Origin of the sequence: Morganella sp. Je.2.23 (assembly GCF_051129855.1) — a bacterium.
Taxonomy (GTDB): domain Bacteria; phylum Pseudomonadota; class Gammaproteobacteria; order Enterobacterales; family Enterobacteriaceae; genus Morganella; species Morganella sibonii.
This window is the reverse complement of sequence record NZ_JBCPSQ010000006.1, coordinates 162,416-182,339: the sequence shown is the minus strand read 5'-3', so window position 1 is coordinate 182,339 and position 19,924 is coordinate 162,416. Positions and strand designations below refer to the sequence as shown.

The 19,924-nt window shown below is 45.0% G+C and carries 15 protein-coding genes, 1 tRNA gene and 3 pseudogenes; 11 read left to right on the top strand and 8 right to left on the bottom strand.

Translation table 11 applies throughout. The features are described 5' to 3' along the window. Positions 1–409 precede the first annotated feature (409 nt). Together AAZR23_RS17345 and AAZR23_RS17340 are read left to right on the top strand one after the other, a co-directional pair. Positions 410–1,198 carry a DUF1173 family protein gene (locus AAZR23_RS17345; protein ID WP_434694007.1) on the top strand — a complete coding sequence of 263 codons (789 nt, stop codon included), beginning with the start codon at positions 410–412 and terminating at the stop codon, positions 1,196–1,198. Then, positions 1,199–1,849 carry a DUF1173 family protein gene (locus AAZR23_RS17340; protein ID WP_434694004.1) on the top strand — a complete coding sequence of 217 codons (651 nt, stop codon included), beginning with the start codon at positions 1,199–1,201 and terminating at the stop codon, positions 1,847–1,849. Between the two features lie 109 nt (positions 1,850–1,958). Here the strand turns inward: AAZR23_RS17340 and drt4 are convergent, their stop codons facing one another. After that, positions 1,959–3,575, bottom strand: coding sequence for an antiviral reverse transcriptase Drt4 (gene drt4, locus AAZR23_RS17335; protein ID WP_434694002.1), 1,617 nt, complete (start codon positions 3,573–3,575; stop codon positions 1,959–1,961). A 402-nt stretch (positions 3,576–3,977) separates the two neighbouring features. Here drt4 and AAZR23_RS17330 point away from each other — a divergent pair. Further along, a pseudogene (locus AAZR23_RS17330) lies at positions 3,978–4,157 on the top strand (integrase); the annotation flags it as partial. 253 nt (positions 4,158–4,410) lie between these two features. On the opposite strand, the gene AAZR23_RS17325 reads toward AAZR23_RS17330, so the two are convergent. The 4 genes from AAZR23_RS17325 to AAZR23_RS17310 all read right to left on the bottom strand — a co-directional run bounded on the left by AAZR23_RS17325 (position 4,411) and on the right by AAZR23_RS17310 (position 9,785). Beyond that, positions 4,411–5,727: a hypothetical protein gene (locus AAZR23_RS17325; protein ID WP_434693999.1), complete on the bottom strand. Its 1,317-nt coding sequence runs from the start codon at positions 5,725–5,727 to the stop codon at positions 4,411–4,413. After that, complete coding sequence (locus tag AAZR23_RS17320) at positions 5,727–7,871, bottom strand: ATP-binding protein (protein WP_434693996.1); 2,145 nt, start codon at positions 7,869–7,871, stop codon at positions 5,727–5,729. The genes AAZR23_RS17325 and AAZR23_RS17320 overlap by 1 nt, the downstream gene beginning before the upstream one ends. Before the next feature lie 310 nt (positions 7,872–8,181). Further along, on the bottom strand, positions 8,182–9,495 hold the full coding sequence (locus tag AAZR23_RS17315) for a type II toxin-antitoxin system HipA family toxin (RefSeq protein ID WP_434693993.1): 1,314 nt from the start codon (positions 9,493–9,495) through the stop codon (positions 8,182–8,184). 2 nt (positions 9,496–9,497) lie between these two features. Further along, the gene (locus AAZR23_RS17310) at positions 9,498–9,785 is read right to left on the bottom strand and encodes a helix-turn-helix transcriptional regulator (protein ID WP_166708723.1); all 288 of its coding nucleotides are present in this window, start codon (positions 9,783–9,785) and stop codon (positions 9,498–9,500) included. A gap of 845 nt (positions 9,786–10,630) precedes the next feature. Here AAZR23_RS17310 and AAZR23_RS17305 point away from each other — a divergent pair. The 7 genes and pseudogenes from AAZR23_RS17305 (at position 10,631) to AAZR23_RS17275 (ending at position 14,833) form a co-directional block, all read left to right on the top strand. Beyond that, positions 10,631–11,509: an integrase domain-containing protein gene (locus AAZR23_RS17305; RefSeq protein ID WP_434693991.1), complete on the top strand. Its 879-nt coding sequence runs from the start codon at positions 10,631–10,633 to the stop codon at positions 11,507–11,509. After that, positions 11,509–11,712, top strand: a complete 204-nt coding sequence (locus AAZR23_RS17300) for a helix-turn-helix transcriptional regulator (protein WP_434693988.1) — start codon at positions 11,509–11,511, stop codon at positions 11,710–11,712. The genes AAZR23_RS17305 and AAZR23_RS17300 overlap by 1 nt, the downstream gene beginning before the upstream one ends. After that, a pseudogene (locus AAZR23_RS17295) lies at positions 11,709–12,023 on the top strand (ash family protein); the annotation flags it as partial. The gene AAZR23_RS17300 and the pseudogene AAZR23_RS17295, both read left to right, overlap by 4 nt. 39 nt (positions 12,024–12,062) lie before the next feature. After that, a complete protein-coding gene (locus tag AAZR23_RS17290; protein ID WP_234420384.1) occupies positions 12,063–12,239 on the top strand; it encodes a hypothetical protein in 177 nt (58 codons plus the stop codon). Then, complete coding sequence (locus AAZR23_RS17285) at positions 12,232–12,807, top strand: ash family protein (RefSeq protein ID WP_434693985.1); 576 nt, start codon at positions 12,232–12,234, stop codon at positions 12,805–12,807. Before AAZR23_RS17290 ends, AAZR23_RS17285 begins: the two co-directional genes overlap by 8 nt. Beyond that, a pseudogene (locus AAZR23_RS17280) lies at positions 12,800–13,690 on the top strand (primase-helicase zinc-binding domain-containing protein); the annotation flags it as partial. The gene AAZR23_RS17285 and the pseudogene AAZR23_RS17280, both read left to right, overlap by 8 nt. Before the next feature lie 66 nt (positions 13,691–13,756). After that, positions 13,757–14,833 (top strand): helicase RepA family protein, encoded by a 1,077-nt coding sequence (locus tag AAZR23_RS17275; protein ID WP_434694079.1) that lies wholly within the window; start codon positions 13,757–13,759, stop codon positions 14,831–14,833. 685 nt (positions 14,834–15,518) lie between these two features. On the opposite strand, the gene AAZR23_RS17270 is transcribed toward AAZR23_RS17275, so the two are convergent. Both AAZR23_RS17270 and AAZR23_RS17265 read right to left on the bottom strand, forming a co-directional pair. Then, positions 15,519–16,778, bottom strand: coding sequence for a tyrosine-type recombinase/integrase (locus tag AAZR23_RS17270; RefSeq protein ID WP_434693982.1), 1,260 nt, complete (start codon positions 16,776–16,778; stop codon positions 15,519–15,521). Between the two features lie 593 nt (positions 16,779–17,371). Next, positions 17,372–17,453, bottom strand: a tRNA-Leu gene (locus AAZR23_RS17265). Positions 17,454–17,849: 396 nt separating this feature from the next. On the opposite strand from AAZR23_RS17265, the gene ampH reads away from it, so the two are divergent. Next, positions 17,850–19,073 (top strand): D-alanyl-D-alanine-carboxypeptidase/endopeptidase AmpH, encoded by a 1,224-nt coding sequence (ampH, locus tag AAZR23_RS17260; protein ID WP_218426898.1) that lies wholly within the window; start codon positions 17,850–17,852, stop codon positions 19,071–19,073. A gap of 20 nt (positions 19,074–19,093) precedes the next feature. Here the strand turns inward: ampH and AAZR23_RS17255 are convergent, their stop codons facing one another. Next, positions 19,094–19,921 (bottom strand): nucleotidyltransferase domain-containing protein, encoded by an 828-nt coding sequence (locus AAZR23_RS17255; RefSeq protein ID WP_218426900.1) that lies wholly within the window; start codon positions 19,919–19,921, stop codon positions 19,094–19,096. Positions 19,922–19,924 lie beyond the last annotated feature (3 nt).

Sequence of the window (19,924 nt, the reverse complement as noted above, 5' to 3'; positions counted from 1 at the left end):
GTAATTCCGCTGTCAGTGATAGCAGCCAAAGCCAATGTTTCCCGTAACCAGCAAGAAATGCCTCCGAATGACCCGCTATGTAGTAAAACAATACTGTTAAATGTCTGACTGACACAATGAGTCTCAGGCGTCACTTTTACACAGCGAAAGTGACGCCGCTGCACAGACTGCCCTCAGCCCTTGTGAGATACCACTTATCACACCTCTGACACCACCGTCAGCGTCTGATAAATCACCAAAAATGAGACTGGCTCTATACCATTAATACATAACTATCTGATCTGAAGATATAAAATTACAGGCCAGCAATATGTAAAGCTATAACCCATAATTTCACTGTCGGAAATTTGAACAATCACAACTAATACGGTAAAACATTGATTGAGAGAGAAACAAAAAGGAAAGGTCAATGAAAAGGAAGCAACAAATCAAGGTCTGCGTACATCTTCTTGAAAAAGATAAGCCTTATTACTTTAGACCAGAACAGCAAAAAACCACTGCTGACTCCTTTTTTCAACATACGTTGAAACTGGCCCGGGATAATCACAATTACATTGCAACCTGCTGCTGTGACCCGTCCCGGGAACTTAAGCTGTATATAAGAAGCAATAAAGGTTCCGGTCCATTTACTCTCTGTCGTAACCCAAACACCGGCCCCGGGCATAAACCTTTCTGCTCTTACCACTCACACCTGAATACAGATGGTGGTGCAAAATCATATTCCTCATCGGCTGTCAGGGAAGAGGAAGATGGTACTCTGCGTATCGGATTAGATTTTTCGTTACGCGTATCAGCGGCTGATCCTGAACGCGCAGCTCCGGCTGCAATGTATCCTCCAAGGGAAAAAAAACAAGTTAACCGCCTTGGGAAGATGAAAATGCTGGGTCTGCTTCATTTGCTTTGGGAGAACTCGGGATTAAATGAATGGGCTCCATGGTTCGAAGGCAAAAGAAGGCTCATAACAGTCATGAGCCGTTTGCAAAAAGAAGCCAGTAACATTAAACAAGGCCGTACAGTTCTGTCAGATGTTCTATTACTACAAGGGAATGAGCATGCCAATAAGAAGGCTGTAAGTTACGCCTGCACGAACAGTCGTCGCCTGATTGTCATCTCAGAACTCAATGAATGGTCTCCGGCTATGATTGCCGGTAATAATCTCCCTTTGGCCGGAACCACGAAGAATAGTCCCCCTGCCTGAATGCCATATCTGACCATCGATAACTCCCGCTGGGAACGTTCCTTAGCCAGATTTCCACGTGATGCAGCATGGTGGCAGCATGGCGGTAAAATTATCGCCATTGCTGTTACCGACGTGCCAGAGGAGAGGAAATCTGCGAAGTCAAACCGGGTATATTTTTCCGCATGTGTTCGCCAGGTTGTTTTAATGATGGTGAGTGATCGATGGATCCCTCTCGATTCATCTTACGAAGGGATTATTGAAGAAAAGTTGGCTAAAGAACGACGTCAGTTTACCAAGCCATTGATCTATGACTCAGCCGAAGATCAGTACCATCCTGATTTCATACTCACAGATGTCAATGGTTCAGATTTTGTTCCCCTGGAAGTATGGGGGCGTGATTCTGAGGACTATTTACAGCACCGGGCTGTAAAAGAGGAATGGTATCAGCAGGAGTTTGGTGACACTTGGTGGTCATGGGACGCTGTAAGGTATCCGCGAGTCAATGAAATACCGATCTTTCCACCGAGAAAGGAATACTACGAATTCAAATACCCTATTGAGAAAGAGTCTTCGGGATATATTCAAGTCGTTAATGTTGAGTATGTAGAAAGATCTCTAAGTGTGAATGACACGATTATGCGGGGTACTTACACAGCTGGCTCATGTTGATAAAAATAGTATACGAGGAACTTATAATCATGATCTATACATTGAGAAAAGGAGAGAAATGCTTCAATGGTATGCAAGAAACTTAGGCCTCTGAAATGAGGCCTGAAAACTACGCCATATAATCGTTAAAGCTTACAATCTCATCCTCATCTTCGAGAAATGGGTTATTGATGACATGACAGTATGACTCAGCTTTGGTATTATAATTTTCATCTGGCATAAAGTTAACGCCATAACCTTTCATAATGTCAAAGCATTTGTCATCATAAGGGCTTGGGGCTTTATCATTAAGGAATCGCTGATAAAAAAGGAGCCAATATCTGTCTATATCATATTCATAATCTAATTTAATAATATCCGTAACAAAATCATTAATTTTTTCTTCATATATGTCTATGCTATCTAGCAAGCATAAGCTCAAGCAGTCACCGAAACATACAATCATTTTTATAACATCATCATCTATATCAATGTTATTCTTGATGCAAAAATAAAGAGTCCATGCCATACCGTCAGAGTATTTATTCTCTGCACACATTCTCAAAATCTCATTGAATTTATTCTTATACTCATCACCATCATCTAAATAAATATGTTTGATAAGAACGCCCAGATATGGGATAAGCATTGGATAATGCCATGATAAGTTCAGGAGATAGTCATACACCTGGGTGATTGTATACTCATCTAAATTATTTATAACCAGTGAAATAGCGTATTTTAGTATACTCCCACCACCAACTTGAGTGTTCAATTGCACAGCATAATCTAAGAAGTTAATTACTTCTGAAGAAGTTAGAGTGTTTAGTTCCTGATCTGTGAAACGTTTCTTTGTTGGTGAGTTTACATTAAGCAAAGAAACCCAGTTATCATTCAAAGTCCCAGGGAGATTAGTTATTTTAGTTTTATGTAAATTTAGTGATAATTTATACTTAGAAAGCTCCACACCCAGTAAATGTAAAAAAGCCTTGGCGTCATCATGTGTTTTACAATAACATGTATAATCATCTATATAACGTCTAAATAAAAATCCATCATCCCTCAGTCGTTTATCTACAGCGCTTAAAATAATCTCGCAAACAATACTTGATGTTGCAGGGCCGATAGGAACACCATGTGTTTCATTCCTCTTGGTCTGACGCTGAAAATAGTCGAGTTTGTCGCTCCAGTGTTTATTTTGATTTTTTACTTTAGTATTTAAGGCTGTTTTTGCATTATTAATACCTACAACTGCCCACGGAATAGAGTGAGAGTAGATGTTAGTAAAGCAACCTGATATATCTGCGTTAACTTTAAATCGACGTCCAAAACCATCATTCAGTTCTCTTACGGTTTTAGTTTCTGCATCCTCATAATTCATGATTATAACACGGCCATCAGTATGCATATCTGGTTTGATCATGCTGCTTTCATTTTGTTTTATAAGCCGTATTTCCTCCCAGTTATCATGTATATGCTTGGCTAATTTTGCGTACGCTTTTGGATGGATAATTGAGAGTGTTCTTGGGAAATTGTTATATCTGGTAGCGTAATACTCTATGCAATCATAACCTTGTAAGTTTCTACGTCCTGATGTGTCAGATGAAACTAACTCCGCTATTTCTGGTGTGAATGTTCTGGAAGAAAAGCACGGTGGAATTTCACTTATCGAACCTTTTTGATTGGGGAAGTAATTATATCTCAGCAAGGCTTCGTACAAATGCCGCTTTTCATCAATAATTGCCATAAGTCCTCAGGGTTAGCTAAATAATGATAAATTTCAAGAGCCATTAAATCACCATTTTCAACTAAACCCAATAAGTAAAGCTCATACACCCCTCACATATCCCCACTTTTACCCATTTGCTAATTTATGAGTTTGATACCACACGGTTTCACTGAAAGGTTCATATTTATTGTTCGATATTAAGTAAATCAGCTCCTGATGCTAAATGGTTTTATCGAAACCTGGGAAAACCCTACGTTAAGTGGTGACCTATCCTGCAGATGGGGGTGTCAAAAAATGCTGAAACTATATTATTACACTTTGGCGCTCAATGCTCTCCCCGCCACGCCTGCCCGCTTCGTGGGGCGCTTTTAATGCAGGTGCATGAAGTGGCTCAGGCCGCGCCAGTGCTGGTGCGACAGGGTGTGGGAAATTCTTGCCGAGCGGAAGAAGATGAAACGGCCTCATCTTGTCCCCCTCTCTACCCAAGCGCTGGAAATCGTACAGCAGCTAAAAGTGATGTCTGGGCAATATCCACTGGTGTTCCCTGGGCGTAATGACTGTAGATTGAATCAGGTTGACTTAGGTGGAGTGAAAAAGCGAGGAAAGCCTTGCAGATACTGGATTTCAGGCACAAAAAAAGACGTCCGTTTACGTCTATTGATGTTCCGATGGTGCGAAGGCCGGAATCGCAGTGAACTATACCCCATTGATTTATATTAATAATAATATTTCATAGCTGTATCTGACTATATTATTGACCTTTTGAGATGAAATTTATAAAAAATGACTATCTAATTAATTTTATTAAAACTAGCCATTATAGTTAAATGGCTAGTTCTATGCGATATCTTCTTCAGTGAATAGCCATATACCCAAGCCTTGATATATGCCTTGACATTTCGCTTCTTACCTTTGATAAAATATTTTCTTTAATTCGAATACCATTACTTTCAAACAAACTTAACAATGCAGTATCATTTTTGCTGATAGAAAATAAATACTTGTATGATATCATTAGTTTGTACTGCTTATTGTTATACATAAAATATGGCAACTCTCCAAAAACACCATCATTATATTTATTATTTTTATTTAACTCTTCAAATTTATCCTTAGGAATTAGTGCCGCTAATAAAAATCTATTTAATTTTACTTTTCTGTTTGCATGATCGCAATCCGGAGAAACCTCGAGAGAACCAATAATTAAGTCATCAATGTACTTATCACCATTGCTATTATAATTAAAAAACTCTTCATTTATACAATTTTCATTATTAATAAAATCATTAATAAACTCCCTATTATTTTTTACAAATGTCATAACACCTTTATCAAAGGTTTTATCATTTAAATTATTAAAGTCAACATCTTCAACAAACAAATACGTATTTAAATTTGATTTTGATAATTCAGATAAATCAAGATTTTTATATGGAATCAAGCAGTAATCATCCCATATATTTTCTGATGAAATATTATTATACTCATCTTCAACAATTGATAGAAGTCCATTATTAAGACTTTTCTTTGATTCATCATTAGCCATCTTAATCCCAGTAGATTCATATGCCAACAAACTAAGAATATTGCTTATATTACTTTTTAAAGACTCAATATCCCACGTTTTATTTGTATTGGCCAAGCTATGAATTTTATTAATTACATTATCTACAGATTTATTTGTTAACTCTTCCCATTGGTAAAGTGATTTTATCATCGGAGGGGAATCTAAATATTTTAATAGGCTATTTTTTAAATCATCAGAATCTTTAAACGAAGTTTTATCTAATTTCAATATTTGTATTGGGCAAGGTATTTTTTGATGTAAGTAACTATCAACTTTTATTCTCTCTACAATATCGTCTATGATAGATTCATGCTTAGACCAAAATATCAAGGAATACATTCCACCTGATACTAAACTCTCAATAACATTTACTATAGGCCCGATAAATGATGCCGCTTCATTACTAGGTAAATCTTCAAGATTTAAATCCATAAATAACCATCTAATATTTACACTTGGCTTTAAATTATATGAATTAACACCTGTCTTTGAGTCATATAATAATGGTAGGCATGAAATCCCTGATTTAAAAAATGCAGAAGATAAAATATCAAGTTCACTTTGGTCGTTATCGACTAATATTATAGACGTTTCAGGTAACATTATTTATTCCCTTTAAAAATTAATGAGACAACCGCTCCATTATAAGCTGGTGGCAACTCCATATTTTCAAATGATTCTATAATTAGCTTACCACCAATTGATTCCATTGCTGTTTTCGCATAATATAAACCAAGTCCCATCCCTCCTGGACGACTTCCAATAAATGGCTGAACAGCATTCTCCGGAGGAAGACTAAAGCCTGTACCATTATCTGCAATAATAATGGCAGGACCATCTTCATACCAATTCTGACGACAAAAAATACCGACACCGGGTATAAAGCCGTCATCATTAGAAATTTCTCTTTTATATTGAGACCAATAAAGTGAATTATTAACAATATTAGTTATAGCCGCCTGTATAATGCCAAATGGTGCATTTAAATAAAAATTTTCATCCTCATTATTTCCTGATAAAATTGGTGCAGATAGTGATGTTTTATGAAATCTAAATCTATGCTCACAAAGATCAAAAACTTTTTTTATTACCTCTTTAGCTTCAAATTTCTCAGATTTTCTTTTCTTCAATAAAGTACTAAAGCTCTCTAATATTGTCATTAAATTAGTAGAACGCTCTCTAATTTTTTCTATATTACTATCGTGTCGCATAATCATGCTATGAAGAGAATCTATTTCACGCTCAACCTCATGGAATATAACTGATATATTTAGACCGCTTAACCCAGAGGATGTCATAACATTCCTCATCTGATTATACTCTTTTTCTAAAGAATCAACTCTACCGTCTAACTCTTTATTTAATCCATTCTTAGTTATTACTTCTCTAATCTTGTTTATATTTTCATCAAATTTTATTTTTGGATCAGACACTCGTCCTGATTTAATAAATTCATTAATTTTATCTCTATCTGGTTGATGTATTTGCAAAAAAACATCTATTATATTTTCACATATCCAATGAAATACTTCATATATGTTATTTTCAGTGAACCCTTCCCTATTCGTTTTCTCTATCAGCCCACTGCTTCTTTCTAAATCCAAATCAATCTCACCTATTATGGTGTTATTACTTATTGTTTTCCCTGGATTATTAACTCGGTCTGAGTTTAATCGCAACCAATCATCACCTGGTTCACCATAATTGAAAACCCTAATTCCATCTCTAAATACCTTCATTCCTCCATTTTCTTTTAGATATGATCTTAATTGCTGTGACACTCCTGTTTTTTTTGCATCTATTATGTTTTTTTGTAGAGAAAAAACATAGAAACTACCGTAAATTGGACCTATCCCATCCAAATCAGCTTCTTTTAAAAAAATAGGTTCAGATGAATTTTCCTTATTATAATTTCTATTTGTTACTGGAAACTTATCTGTCTTATATCTATGTGATTTTTTGACTGGCGAGAATGATGATGGTGGATTGAATATATATTCATACTCTAACATCCCTTTATCATCTATATGAAATTTAAACTCCCACAACCCAAGTTCTAAAATATCCTCAATATCTAAAACATTAATCAAGTCACTCTCTCGCCCAGGTACATTAAAATTAACTGTAAACGTTTCTTTTTTAGAAAAAGGCGAGTTTAAGCTTACTAACATCTTTTTTAATTTCCGGATGTCATTCCTATTCCATTCTGTTTTATATAAGTCATAAATTTTAATTCTAGTCCCTGTGTTCTCTTTGAAGAATTTAGGTGTTTCTAATTCTTTAATAGAAACCTGTGTTTGATCTATGAACTCAACATCATTTATTAGAGTCGGCCAATTAATTTTTATTTCCAACTCTCTTTCATTTATTGAACGAGTATTTAATTGAAGACTTTCACCTAATTTATGTACAGCTAGTCTACCAACACCCTTTTCTCCTAGAGGCATTCTATTATATTTTTTCGTCCTAACTTTATTTTTTCCCCGCTTACTATCAGTACCTATCAATAGCCATTTATTCTCTATATCATCAAAAGTCATGCCGTTTCCGTCAATATCTTCGACAATAATACTTGGTTCTTTCGAAGTTACATCTAATGTGACATCTACGTATGATGCATCTGCATCATATCCATTTTTTACTAACTCAAATATAGCCAACTGGTCATTACCAATCAGCTCATCACCTAGTAGTTTCAGCAAATGTGACTTTGCTTTAAACGATATTTCTTTTATTTTTGAACTCATTTACGTGCCTATAAAATTTTTCCAATACATAAGGTTTAAATAATAGTTCATTAATACTATTTTTAAACTAAAATAGTAACTATTATTTATATAAATCATTGAATTTTAGTATACACTTCACAAAATTGTACTTGAACCCTAATTTAGACACACCTCATCAAAATAAAACTCTGTTTTTTAGATTATTTTAAAATATAAATCCAAATAATAATAAACTAACTGGGGTTGGAGGAAATAAAATATATCTTGTTATGAACTATATATTATCTTTTTAATTGCCTCAGCTCATAAGTAAGTTTGTTATTCACAGCTACACAGGTTTGGTAACTTTCGTCACTCCTTCAAAAACCCTCTCCGCAACCCCAATCGGAAACCCTTCCGGCAACAACGCTCTCACACGCTCAATCACTTCTGGTGTCCGGCCGATAATCTCATCCAGCATTGCTTCAACTTGTTGTTTTTCAAATCCCACAGCCTCACCATGTTTGATCCAATGGCGGCGCTGAATTTTGCTCATCAGGTAATAGTTACTGCTGCCCCGGACGGCCATTGCCAGTTTGCATTTCTGCCAGGCAATCTGGTTATTACCATTACCGATCAGCGGCCATGCAGATAGAACATCATACAAAGGCATCAGGCGGTAACGGTTTTGCGGTTCCATGGAAATACTGAAGTTTTTGGCATGCCCGTCTGTAGCGGCCATCAGCCAGAAAATAATCTGTGCTTTAAAAAAGGTTTCTCTGTCCTGCTCTGCCTGCTCGGAATGACTCAATATTCCCATGATATCTGTGATACCTGGGCCACCATCAGCCTGATATTTCCGCAGAGGTGAAACACCCAGTGCCTGACACATGTCCTCCTGCGGCAAACGGACAATCCACTGTCTGTCAGTTGACCAGCGCCGGTCAAAGCGATCAACAATCAAGACTTTCTGGTCTTCAAACTGCGCAATCTGTGTTTTTGCGACAGGAATACCATAGTGTTCAAGGATCAGCGAACACAGCCATTCATTTTCAACTGATGTGCTCATATCAGCCTTCATATTGCCGACTAAGCCAAGCAGTAGCTTGAAAATATGAGTCGTCGGTGTATTACCTTCCGGTAAACACCATTGTCCATCATTCCACAGTAAAGCCGTTTTTTCCTGCGCACCGGCGATAGACAAGCGCAACTCTTCATCATTGTTATGACGACCGGGAATTGACGTTGTGGTATTACGCAGTATCGCTGCAATATCCGCTTCCGAAAGCGGCCGGTAATTGACAGAAAATAAGTCTGCCGGTTCATCATCCGGATGCAGCAATTGAATTGCCCCGACACAATCTCTTCCCAGTTCGGCCAGCAGATCAAAAGGTTCCAGGCTCTCCGCCCTGTAGCGCATCGCCAGACGCCTGCGGATATCCTCACTGTCCGGCAATAAATTATCAAAGTAATCACGCACAACATTTCCGCGCCAGACCTGATTACCCGGCGTGAACGGTAATGAAAGAGACAGCGGTCTGCCTTGTTCATCAGCAACCCACTCCGGGAGATAGTGCAGCCGGTCTTCCCCTCTGATCTTTTCCCAGAATCCGACACGGATTCCGTTCATCCATATTGCTAAACGTTGTTGTGTCCGGCTCATCTTTACCATTTCTCCCGTCTGGCCGGAGAGTTATCCGGTATTTCCGCAGATTCCTGAATAACTGAGAATTGCCCGGCAGAAAGCACTATTTCGACACCCAGCACAGTGAATACTTTGAATAGTCGTTCAATACTGGCACTGGCCGGATTGGCTTCCAGGCGGGCATAGGTCTGCTGCGTAACACCTAGTTTCTCTGAGACGTCTTTTTGCGTCATTCCGTTAGCCTTACGAAAGCCGACCAGTAACGGGCGCAACTGATTGAGTGTTTTAAGCGGATAAGCAGTGTTCATAGCATATTGACCATTTCAGATGCCTGTACAGGCTTTAAGCTGTTTTTACACATTACACCCTATAAGGTGTAAATGCAAAATACAATCTATAGGCTGTAAAAATATCTGTATACTCGTCAAATATCTCATCTATTAAAATCAGACGCCCGTCCCCTCCCCCAATTTTCAATCACCCGATCTACTCCTGAAATCTTTTAAAACCAAATTACAATTACCAATGCTAATTATTAGCGACCTAATTCCGGGTATTTCCTGGCTTTACAGCAAAGCGGCCTTTTGCGGTCATTTTCAGGATGCGTAAACCCGCTTGAACCTGCCGGTTATTCCCCCTACGGTGATATGCGTAACTCCGCTGTCAGTGACAGCAGCCAAAGCCAATGTTTCCCGTGACCTGCAAGAAACGCCTTCGGGTGGTCACATGCCAATGTCATTGTGGTCTGCAACTGACGCCTTCGGGTGACCGCGCTATGCCGTAAAAACAACGCTGTTAAACGTCTGACAGGCGCAATGAGTCTCAGGCGTCACTTTTACGCAGTGAAAGTGACGCCGCTGCACAGACCGCCCTCAGCCCTTGTGAGACACCACTTACACACATCGTCATGCCTCTGACACTACTGTCAGCGTCTGATAAATCACCAAAAAGGAGACCACAACCACACTGAACCGATACCGGGGACGGGCTGCTCAGCCCGTGGGGATAACCTGCTTATGCAGGCGGCTGCACAGAGTGCAATACCGATGCCCCGCAATACCTCAACCTCTGCCCGCTCCGGCGCACAGGTATCGTTCAGCACACCAAACCACGCACCGGAGACATGCAGTCAGCCGCAATACAGGGAATCCGTATGAGTAAATTAACCAGGGAAATGACCACGCTGGCGAAACAGGCCGGTGGCAGTTTCAAAACCGTGCATGACCGTATCCGGATTATGGAGAGATTCAGCCGTCACCTGCTCGCGCTGAATATCCAGATCAAAGATATCCGGCATCTGAAATCAAAGCATATCGAACAGTTTATTGCGGATCGTCTGTCGTCCGGGATCACCCTGCGCTCATTGCAGAATGAAATGGCCGCCCTGCGCTGCGTTCTCCGGACAGGCGGCAGGGATAAGCTGGCTGAATCAGAACGGCTGACCAATAAGGCGCTCGGATTAAGCGGAGCAAGCCGTGCCGGAACAAAGCTGGCAATCCCGGATGATCGCTTTCAGGCCGCACTGCAACTGGCTCAGGCGCGTGATGAAGGCTTTGCCTGTGCCCTGCAACTCGCTCGTCTGTTAGGTCTGCGATCACAAGAAGCAGTGCAGTGTGGTGCGTCAATAAACAAATGGAAAAATCAGATAAACACTTTCCGCTCAACCGTCACTGTCGTGTTTGGTACAAAAGGCGGCCGTCCGCGGGAAGTACAGATTATCGACCGGGACGCTCTGAAACAGGCGGTGGAAAACGCACTGCGGGTTGCGGAAATCCGCAACGGCAGACTGATCGATAAACCGGATTTAAAGGCCGCGATGAATTACTGGCGCACGCATACCGCACGTATCGGGCTGACCGGCTGCTACTCGCCGCACAGTCTGCGTTATGCACGGGCGCAGGATTCTGTCGCGCATTACCTGTCTCAGGGCTATTCCCGCACGGAAGCCAGGGCGCTGACATCGATGGATTTAGGCCATGGTGATGGCCGTGGCCGTTATGTCGAGCGCGTTTACACACAAAAAGAGGATTGATGATGTCTGATTACACGTTATTGCGGGTTCGCGATGTGATGAAGAAAACCGGCTTTAAGCGGTCATGGGTTTACGTGCAGATGGAGCGCGGAAAATTCCCGCGCCCGGTCAGAATCGGCGGCCGCTCCATCGCCTGGGTGGAAAGTGAAGTAAATGAATGGATTGCATCGCACATAAAAAAACGTGAGGACGCACGCAAGTGATTATTTTTTATTATTTTCTGGCTGGCTGTTTACGTTATACTACCGGAGCTGCGGCACAATCCACAGCCGGAATTGGCGTTCCGAAGTTTCAATTGATCACCGGAAACATCAGCAGCATGTTTCCGGTGATAGCTCGTACCTACCTGCATTCAATGGTAGTCCGGGCGGGGCTTCCGCAAGGAAGGCCGGTATCAATTGGACCCGGTAACGCCAACCCTGTTCGGGCTGCCACCAACGAGATTGGCGTCTCAGGTGGCAGCATCAATATAAGTCCAATTGAGGCTGCCCTATGGCTACTACCCTTACCTTCTCTTACCCGCGATTCTTTCTTACTTCAGCGGGGGTGCCTTATGTATGATCACACCCCTCTCACGCCTGAAGAACTCTCTGACCAGTGCTGTGCCCTCGCGTTTGCCATTATCCGGCTTGAACATCCCTATGCTGAAGAACTGCTGATGTACGTCCTGTGGGAACGTATCAACACACTTAATACCCTGCTGACAACGGAGGTGAGCAGCGATGAATAAATCAGTGACTGATATAGTGGCACGAAGACGCACGCAAGTGATTATTTTTTATTATTTTCTTACTGGTTGTTTACGTTATACTACCGGTGCTGCGGCACAATCCGCAGCCGGAATTGGCGTTCCGAATTTCCCAACTGTCTCCGGAAACATCAGCAGCATGTTTCCGGAGATTGTCTGTACCCGCCTGCATTCAATGGTAGTCCGGGCAGGGCTTCCGCAAGGAAGGCCGGAAACAGTTGGGGCCGGTAACGCCAACCCTGTCCGGGCTGCCACCAACGAGATTGGCGTCTCAGGTGGCAGCATTATGTCTGCCCTGACTGAGGCTGCCCTATGGCTACTATCCTTACCTGCGCTTACCCGCGATTCTTTCTTACTTCAGCGGGGGTGCCTTATGTATGATCACACTCCTCTCACGCCCGAAGAACTCTCTGACCAGTGCTGTGCCCTCGCGTTTGCCATTATCCGGCTTGAACATCCCTATGCTGAAGAACTGCTGATGTACGTCCTGTGGGAACGTATCAACACACTTAATGCCCTGCTGACAACGGAGGTGAGCAGCGATGAATAAATCAGTGACTGATGTTGTGGCACGATGCCGTCACAACTGGGCGGCAGTGATGGCGATGCTGGATATTCCGCTGCAATCGGATGGCAGACACGGCCCTTGTCCTGCCTGTGGCGGGAAAGATCGCTTCCGGTTTGATGATAAAGCCGGTCGCGGGACCTGGTTCTGTAATCAGTGCGGCCACGGTGACGGGCTGGATCTGGTCGCACTGGTAAAACAGTGCAGTTTGTCCGAAGCGGCGCAACTGGCAGAAAACCAGGTGTTGGCAGTGTCAACACCGCCCGCCAGGGAAAAAACCCATCACCGCCGGGTGCCGCAGGAGAGAATCAACCAGCTCCTCAGCCACAGCGAAATGCGCGAAAGCCCTTATCTCACGGAGAAAGGATTCACTGTCCGGTTGCCCTGCCTGACCGCACAGCAAACCCTGCAAATCAGTGATATCACTTTTGGTGAGGGAAGCCTGCTACTCACGCTGAACAATACCGCCGGTGATCTTACCGGTGTGCAGTTGATTAACCCGGCCGGTGAAAAGCGGCTGCTGCCAGGCTCTCAGCTTAAAGAGGCGTTTATTACCGTGCAATCTCCGGAAGCACCGGAGACCATCATTATCACAGAGGGTTATGCGACCGGCCTGACGCTCAGCCTGATCAGCACCACGGCGGCCATTGTGGCTGCGGTCTCCGCCAACAATCTCATTAATGTCGCGAATGCCTTACGCAATCAGTATCCGAAAACCGTTATTATTCTGGCAGGCGATCATGATATCCGCACTGACGGCACGGCCAATACCGGCAAAGCCCTGGCAGAGAAAGCCGCCCGGGCGGTGAATGGCTGGGTTTCTCTGCCGCCGGCGGCCTCGCAGTGTGACTGGGATGATTTCCGCCGGCAGCACGGCATTGAGGCCACCAAAGCCGCCTTTTATAAACAGCGTTACCAGCCGCAGCGCGTCTCGGTGAGCTGCATTGATTACAACACACCGCCGTTCCGCACTTCCCTTCCGCTGCGTAAAGGCTCTGACGGCTTTGATACGCGTCAGGATTATCTCATCAAGGGCTATCTGCCCGGTTCCTCCGTTGCCAGCGCTTACGGTGCCAGCGGCTCTTACAAATCCTTTCTGGCGGTCTCGTGGGGATGCCATATCGCGACCGGCAAACCGTGGGCGGGCAAGCCGGTCACACAGGGCGCGGTGATTTATGTTGTCGGTGAGGGCGGAATAGGCGTCCCCCGCCGAATCCGTGCATGGGAGCAGACGCTGAACGGCGGCAGCCCGATAGATTCACTCTACCGCGTGGATTGTCCGATCTTTCCGGCCAGCCCTGACAGCGTGCAGCAGGTGATACAAGCTGCCAATGATGTGAAAACCACAACGGGTATGCCGGTGCGCCTGATCATCCTCGATACCCTCGCCCGCTGTTTCGGCGGATCGGACGAGAACGCAGCGAAAGATATGGGGGCATTCATTCAGGGATGCGATTTCATCAAAGCCGCCACACAGGCCACCGTGCTGGTTATCCATCATTCCGGCAAAGATCAGGATAAAGGCGCGCGGGGTTCCAGTGCGTTCCGTGCCGCGCTGGATGTGGAGTTCCATGTACGCCGGGAGGGCGAAGATCCGGCCATTATCCTCAGTTGCACCAAAATGAAGGATGCCGAAGAGCCGCCGCGTCAGGCCTATGACCTGCATTCCGTGGATTTATATGTGGATGAGGACGGTGATCACATCACCTCGCTGGTACTGAATGATGAAGGACGGGAGGTCCGGGATGACGACCCGGCGTCTGATCCGGATCTGGCCGGTGTTCCGCGCCTGACAGATAACCATGTTGCGCTGTGGCAGGCTATCCGCTCACGGACAGCCAAAGGTGAAAGCTGCACCCGTGCCGTGCTGCGTGACGATATGAAAGCAATGAATTTTGATGTCTCCAAAAAATTCTCCCGCTGGCTCGATAAACTGGAAAAAGACAATCTGATCGCATTCCGGGGTGAGGAAATCATCCCGCTGTCACATCAGACCAAAGTGGGGGACTAAACGGGGGAATAGTGGGGGAAGCTGTCCGGAGAACCACAAAAACCGGTGTTTTTCCCCACTTCGCACGTATATATAGAACCTAAGTGGGGGGAACCCTGTAATTTCATTATAAACAGTGAGTTACAGAGATTCCTGAAAATGAAGTGGGGGAAGAAGTGGCACCCTGCTATGTGGGGGACGAAGTGGGGGACGTTTTCACGTTTTTTCCCTGGCAGGCGCCGTTAAATCACCCGGTTTTTACAGGCAACGCATCAGCACCGGCCACCCAAAAAATGGCCGGTGCGGTGGTGATACAGACACCTTTCAAACAGAAATCTAAACAGAATATAACCAAAGAGCATAATTCATATTCATAACCCGGCCTGCATCTCAATAAGGTGCATTACGGCTGGTTAGGTAATAAAACATATGGAATGATGCCCCAAGTACTCTGGTTCTCCGATAAATTAATATCGATGCAGCATTACAGAGCTGGTATGAGCGGCCCAGCTCTTTAAATTATATAATGTCGCCCGCGCTGCGCCTGTGTACGGCCAGATCGTAAGGATCAGAATGTATGCACCCTTCGGGAGCGGAGAAGGCAACCACTGTAAGGTTGTAAAACAATACAATATTAAATCAGTTGTGAAAGTTACCATAAAGGGCATCCTTCCGGATGCCCTTTATATTTTATATCAGCGAATTATTACGCATTTTCAAACTCATACGGCACAACAAATTCCCGGCTGACCGCATCAAGATAATCCGCCCACCACTGCATCATGAGTTTCCGCTCCACAATATGCTCGGCCTTGTGAATATAGGCGGCGCGGACGGCGTTGCGCTCCTGATGGCTCATCTGCCGCTCTACCGCATCCCGTGACCATTTTCCTGACTCGATCAGGGCGCTGCATGCCATGGTGCGGAAGCCGTGGCCGCACAGCTCGGTGGCGGTGTTATAGCCCAACGTCCGCAGGGCGTTGTTGACGGTATTTTCACTCATCGGTTTTATCAGGCTGTGATCGCCGGGAAAAAGCAGCCCTTCTCCGCCGCTGACGGCACGGATTTCATCCAGAATCAGCAGTGTCTGACGCGACAGCGGCACAATGTGTTCTGACTGCATTTTCGCACCGCGATAAGAGAATTTCACACCGGGAATAGGTGTGCGCTGCGCCGGAATTATCCACATGGCGCGCTCAATGTCGAACTCAGACCAGCGGGCAAGGCGGATTTCACTGGAGCGCGAGAACGTCAGCAGCGTGAACTGTATCGCCAGTTTGGTTAACTCACGGCCGTTGTAATAATCCAGCTTTGTCAGCAGCTCCGGCAGCCGTTCCAGCCGTAGTGCCGGACGATGAGTCACACGCGGCGGCATCAGTGCCCCGGCCATGTCTTTTGCCGGATTGCGGTCGATCAGGCCGCACTGAACCGCATACCCCATAATGTCGGTGATCCGCTGTTTCAGCCGCGAGGCCAGCTCAAGGCGGTCATTCGCTTCCACAACCCGCAGCGGTGCCAGCAGATCTTTGGTTTTCAGCGTCCCGACATGCCGCTCACCGATGGCCGGGAGAACATGTTTTTCCAGATCCCGCCAGACCCGCCGGGCGTGTGTTTCTGACCAGCGCCGCCGTCTTAACATCTGATGTGACCATTCCCGCGCCATTTTCTCAAAGGTATTCAGCGCGTCCTCTTCCGCTTCTTTTTCTGCGATACGTTTCTGCTTCGGGTGAACACCATCCAGTATCATCAGACGGGCCTCATCGCGTTTCTCGCGGGCGCGTGACAGCGACACCAGCGGATACCCGCCGAAGGCAATCCGGCTCTGTTTGCCGTCAAATACGAAATTAAAATACCAGCGCTTTGTACCGGCCGGATTCACCTGAAGATACAGGCCATATTCATCGGTCAGTTTGTACATCTTTTTACCGGGTTTTGCGTTCTTTGCTGCTGCGTCGCTTAATGCCATAAGTGCGGATAACTCCTTTATCGAATTGGTGTATCGCATCGTGGCGTTTACGTATTTCAGGAACAATAAAAAAGTCTGTTCGCGGAATTGAACATTTATGCCGTGTTGACAGGGAGACGCAGAACAGCGTGGACAACCGGAGACAACCGGAGACAACGCAGGATGAATAAACCGGTGTAATGGCAGGAAATGTAATAGGAGAGAAAAATACAACGCATTGTTTTTATTTGAAAAAATAAAAATGCTATTTTTTTACCAGGATATATCGATGCCGTTATTTATTTCGCGAACACATTTTCATTATTTATTAATAGTGAATCTATTAATGCGCGCCCTTTTCAGTCCTGAAACTGACCGCTTTTTCCGGGTCAAAATGTAAATCGAAGCGAATTGACCACGAACTTGACTTTTTTTGCCCGGGTAGCGCCCGGACGGCGACGGCGTAACAGGAACACGTTACACGAACCGGTAATAAAAAATTAAAATGTTATTTTACAGTAATTTACAAACGAAAAATGCAGAGAAAAACAGCCGGATAGTGAATTTCAGACACAAAAAAAGCCACCTTGAGGTAGCTTGATTTCACTTAAGAATGCCGAAGGCCGGAATCGAACCGGCACGCCCGTGGGCGGTTGATTTTGAATCAACTGCGTCTACCAATTCCGCCACTCCGGCACTGAAGTGTGTTCTGGAAAACGTGGTTATTATACTTGCGGCACTCTGTGGTGCAACAACTATCACAGAGGCGCTTTGCTGAGTGGTTAAAAAGACGGCGTTTCAGCAGGATACGGGATTTGTGCGGTGGCGGGAGAATCCCGCTTTATTTCCGCACTGAATAATAATATTTTTTTATTTGCCGCGATTGTGTCCCCGATGAATAGACATCAATGCAATTGCTTATATAATCCTCTCCGGTTCCCGATAAATGTGAGGTGGGTATGGGCTTTGCCGGCTGGATTGCGACAGGTATTTTTATTGGTATTGTTATTGGTATCCTGTTACGCATCTTCAAAAAATAACTGACTTACAGTGTTGTATCCCTGTGTCTGCATGGAAGGCTGTTGAATTATCATGAGTAAATTACACCGTCATATTGTGCGCCTGATGCCGTTATCGCTGCTGGCTATCGCACTGTCCGCCTGTTCTTCGCAGCCGGAGAAACAAAATACAGCACCTGCCGAACGCCCGCCGCTTGACTGGTCTATTGTTGAAAATAATCCGGAAGCGCTGAAACTGGCGCCGCAGCTGGTCGATGAAACCGGAGAGAAGATTTTCTCCGAAACCGATGCCCGCGGTATGTTTATGGTGGTGATTGATAATAATGAAGTTTTTCACCGCAGCTACGGGGAGACCCGCCCCGGTAATGGTGTTAAGCCACGGACAGATTCACTGATCCGTATTGCATCGATCAGTAAACTGATGACCAGCGAAGTGATGGTCAAAATGGCGGATGATGGTCTGGTCAATCTTAACGATCCGCTGCAAAAGTACAGTTACAAACAGTCTTCCGTGCCGTCTTATAACGGCAAGCCGATCCGCCTGTTCCACCTGGCGAGTCACACCAGTATTCTGCCGCGCGAACAGCCCGGCGGGAAATGGGGGCGTCCGGTGTTTACCTGGCCGAGCCGCGATCAGCGCTGGACCTGGCTGAAAACCACCAAACTGACAGCTCAGCCGGGTACGGAAGCCGCGTATTCCAATCTGGCCTATGATTTACTGGCCGATGCCCTGGAAAAAGCCGGAAACCGTCCGTACAGCGAGCTGTTCCGCCACTATGTGACACAACCGGCGGGTATGAAAGATACCACCTATAATCCGTCTGCCGCGCAGTGTAAGCGGCTGATGGTCGGATTTAAGCCAAGTGATTGTTACAGCACGCTGGCGGCTATCGGCAGCGGCGGTGTGTATTCCACCCCGGCGGATATGCAGAAGTGGATGCAGCGCTTCCTCTCTTCCGGTAATACGCAGCGCAAAGCGACGGCCGGCAAAGAGCAGACTGTCTATTTTAAACGTGATAATCTTAATGTGATCAAAGGGATGGATGTTGCCGGTGAGGCAGACGGCCTCGGTTTAGGCTGGGTGTATCTGGCTCCGGACGGAGAAATACCGGCGATTTATCAGAAAACCGGCGGCGGCGGCGGGTTTAATACCTATATGGCGATGATACCGGAGAAAAATATCGGTGTGTTCGTGGTCATGACCCGCAAAGACGGCAGTAAATTCAGCCCGTTACCGAATGGCGTGAATGACCTGGTACGTGCTCTGGCCGATCTGCATACCCGCAATTACCTGTGATACTTAAGAACATGCCCGTATCAGGCGCGGGCATGTTCTGTATATGAAGTGTCTGTATATGCAGTGACTGTTTTCATCAGAAACCGATCCAGTAACCGGCTGTCGTGATAATACGGCGCCTCCGGTAACGACCTCTCTGCCTCATTCAGCACATCCTGTATCAGACGGTCAACCGCCGGACGGCAGGTGCCGTAGTGGCTTTCACCGGACGATTTTTTCAGTACCAGTAGTTCCTCAATTTCAGCCAGCACATCCGCATCCGTTATCGTGCCTGCCACCAGCGAGTCAAATGCCATCGGCGGCAGACCTTTCCCGGCCGCTATCCAGCGCAGCGCCATCACCGGCCTCAGCACATAGAAGTATTTTTTCAGCCTGACCTGCTCTGTCAGCAAATGCTCCTGCGTGTTGCGTTTTGCCATCGACAGGTAGTGATAGCGTGCCTTGCGGACAGAATAAAACTGCTCTGCAAGCGCTTTTATTTCCCCGGTGAATGCCTCATCCTGATAATACACCACCGGCGAACTCAGCCATTCAATCAGCGCCGGGTTGGAGTTTCTCAGCAATCTCAGCGCTTTCGATAACTCCCAACCCGCCACATCCAGCTCATCGTCAATCGGTTTTTCAATCACATCCCGCTTTTTGTCGAGAGCGAGATACCAATCCGGCTGATGCACATAGATAAAACGCACATCATAATCACTGTCAGGAGAGGAAAAACCCCATCCGCGACTGCCGGATTCACAGGCATAGAGCACTTTTACGCGGTGTGTTTTTTCGATCTGCGTCAGTGTCTCTTTTATCCGTTCCCGCATGGCAGCGGAGACGGCTCCATCATATTTTTCTGTCATTTT

Bases quoted from the DNA above. Each gene is read 5' to 3' on its own strand.
- ampH (WP_218426898.1), top strand. From the start codon at position 17,850: ATGAGTAAATTACACCGTCATATTGTGCGCCTGATGCCGTTATCGCTG.
- AAZR23_RS17340 (WP_434694004.1), top strand. From the start codon at position 1,199: ATGCCATATCTGACCATCGATAACTCCCGCTGGGAACGTTCCTTAGCC.
- AAZR23_RS17345 (WP_434694007.1), top strand. From the start codon at position 410: ATGAAAAGGAAGCAACAAATCAAGGTCTGCGTACATCTTCTTGAAAAA.
- AAZR23_RS17325 (WP_434693999.1), bottom strand. From the start codon at position 5,727: ATGTTACCTGAAACGTCTATAATATTAGTCGATAACGACCAAAGTGAA.
- AAZR23_RS17310 (WP_166708723.1), bottom strand. From the start codon at position 9,785: ATGAACACTGCTTATCCGCTTAAAACACTCAATCAGTTGCGCCCGTTA.
- AAZR23_RS17315 (WP_434693993.1), bottom strand. From the start codon at position 9,495: ATGAGCCGGACACAACAACGTTTAGCAATATGGATGAACGGAATCCGT.
- AAZR23_RS17305 (WP_434693991.1), top strand. From the start codon at position 10,631: ATGAGTAAATTAACCAGGGAAATGACCACGCTGGCGAAACAGGCCGGT.
- AAZR23_RS17290 (WP_234420384.1), top strand. From the start codon at position 12,063: ATGTATGATCACACCCCTCTCACGCCTGAAGAACTCTCTGACCAGTGC.
- AAZR23_RS17320 (WP_434693996.1), bottom strand. From the start codon at position 7,871: ATGAGTTCAAAAATAAAAGAAATATCGTTTAAAGCAAAGTCACATTTG.
- AAZR23_RS17270 (WP_434693982.1), bottom strand. From the start codon at position 16,778: ATGGCATTAAGCGACGCAGCAGCAAAGAACGCAAAACCCGGTAAAAAG.
- drt4 (WP_434694002.1), bottom strand. From the start codon at position 3,575: ATGGCAATTATTGATGAAAAGCGGCATTTGTACGAAGCCTTGCTGAGA.
- AAZR23_RS17285 (WP_434693985.1), top strand. From the start codon at position 12,232: ATGAATAAATCAGTGACTGATATAGTGGCACGAAGACGCACGCAAGTG.
- AAZR23_RS17300 (WP_434693988.1), top strand. From the start codon at position 11,509: ATGATGTCTGATTACACGTTATTGCGGGTTCGCGATGTGATGAAGAAA.
- AAZR23_RS17255 (WP_218426900.1), bottom strand. From the start codon at position 19,921: ATGACAGAAAAATATGATGGAGCCGTCTCCGCTGCCATGCGGGAACGG.